This is a genomic window from Achromobacter sp. Marseille-Q0513 (assembly GCF_018195695.1).
In the GTDB taxonomy this organism is placed as follows: Bacteria; Pseudomonadota; Gammaproteobacteria; order Burkholderiales; family Burkholderiaceae_B; genus Achromobacter.
Map to the genome: position 1 here is coordinate 1 of NZ_JAGTJY010000054.1, position 1110 is coordinate 1110.

The 1110-nt window shown below is 58.2% G+C and carries 1 protein-coding gene; it reads left to right on the top strand.

The features are described 5' to 3' along the window. Positions 1-916 precede the first annotated feature (916 nt). On the top strand, positions 917-1110 hold a 194-nt coding region (rpsB, locus tag KDH83_RS32535), incomplete at its 3' end, for a 30S ribosomal protein S2 (protein WP_249205091.1).

Consider the following 1110-nt stretch of genomic DNA (forward strand, 5'->3'; position numbering starts at 1 on the left):
CTTGGCGGCGTCCTGGCAGGCCGCGCGCATCTTGTTCAGGTCGTCCGGATTGGTAATGGTGCCCATGAAGTAACTGAAGCTCTCTTGCTTGAATGTCTGCTGGAAAGAATAGTAGAATTATAGGCTTCCCTAAATTTTTGGGGAGCGATGCGCGACGGAAGGGGTCTGGTCCGACGGGACTGAAAGCCTTTCATACGCGCAGAGCAAGTAGTGTAGTAATCGGGTTTAGGTTACGGCAAAGAGCCTTCATCCGGTTTGTGCGATCTGGATTTGGTCAGTCGGCGCTCAGGCGCCCGGCAAGCCGGCCCAGGCGGCGGTTTTTCCGGTATCGGAATTCTTTGGCATCTGTGTCCGCAAGCGAAGGTTGTGGATGGCGGGAAGCAAAAGGACAACGGCGCGGAAGGGCGGCGGCGGGGACGGCCTGGCGGGTTTCAGGAGTGCGGAAAGGCCGGAACGGCAAGCGCAGGCTGGAGCGGGGCATGCCCGTAAGCCCGGTCATGTTTTTGAGTGGCGATGCAGGTTCCCTGTGGACGGCGGCCTAAGTTCTTGGAAGACGGGTTTCCCGGCTTCTTGAAGAAATGCCCCGCGGTCTGATGCGTGCGCGGTAGCACAGGCGCATGAATGGAACTCGATTTCGCCACGGACGAAACAGGTCCGGGCGCGTTCCCACCTTTTTGGGGGGAGCGTTCAGCGGGCGGCAACGCAAGGCTCTTGGTCGTGATGGCCGTCTGGGTTTATCGCGGCAGAGCAGGTTGCGGGGCGTCGCAAGGCGTCCTGAATGAATGCGGCAGTGATCGGCAGGTCCGGTTAAAATTTTTTCATCCCGCATGTGCGGGAAATCGCGCGCAACACCACCCAGGGTGTCGGCAAAGGCCGATGCAGGTGCGGCGCAAGAAATCAACCCTTGGAGAATAGAATGTCCCTGATGCGCGAAATGCTGGAAGCGGGTGTCCACTTTGGTCACCAGACCCGCTACTGGAACCCCAAGATGTCCCAATACATCTTCGGCCATCGCAACAAGATTCACATCATCAACCTCGAAAAGACGGTTGAGAAGTACGTCGAAGCCACCAAGTTCGTGAAGCAAGTGGCTGCCCGTGGCGGCAACAT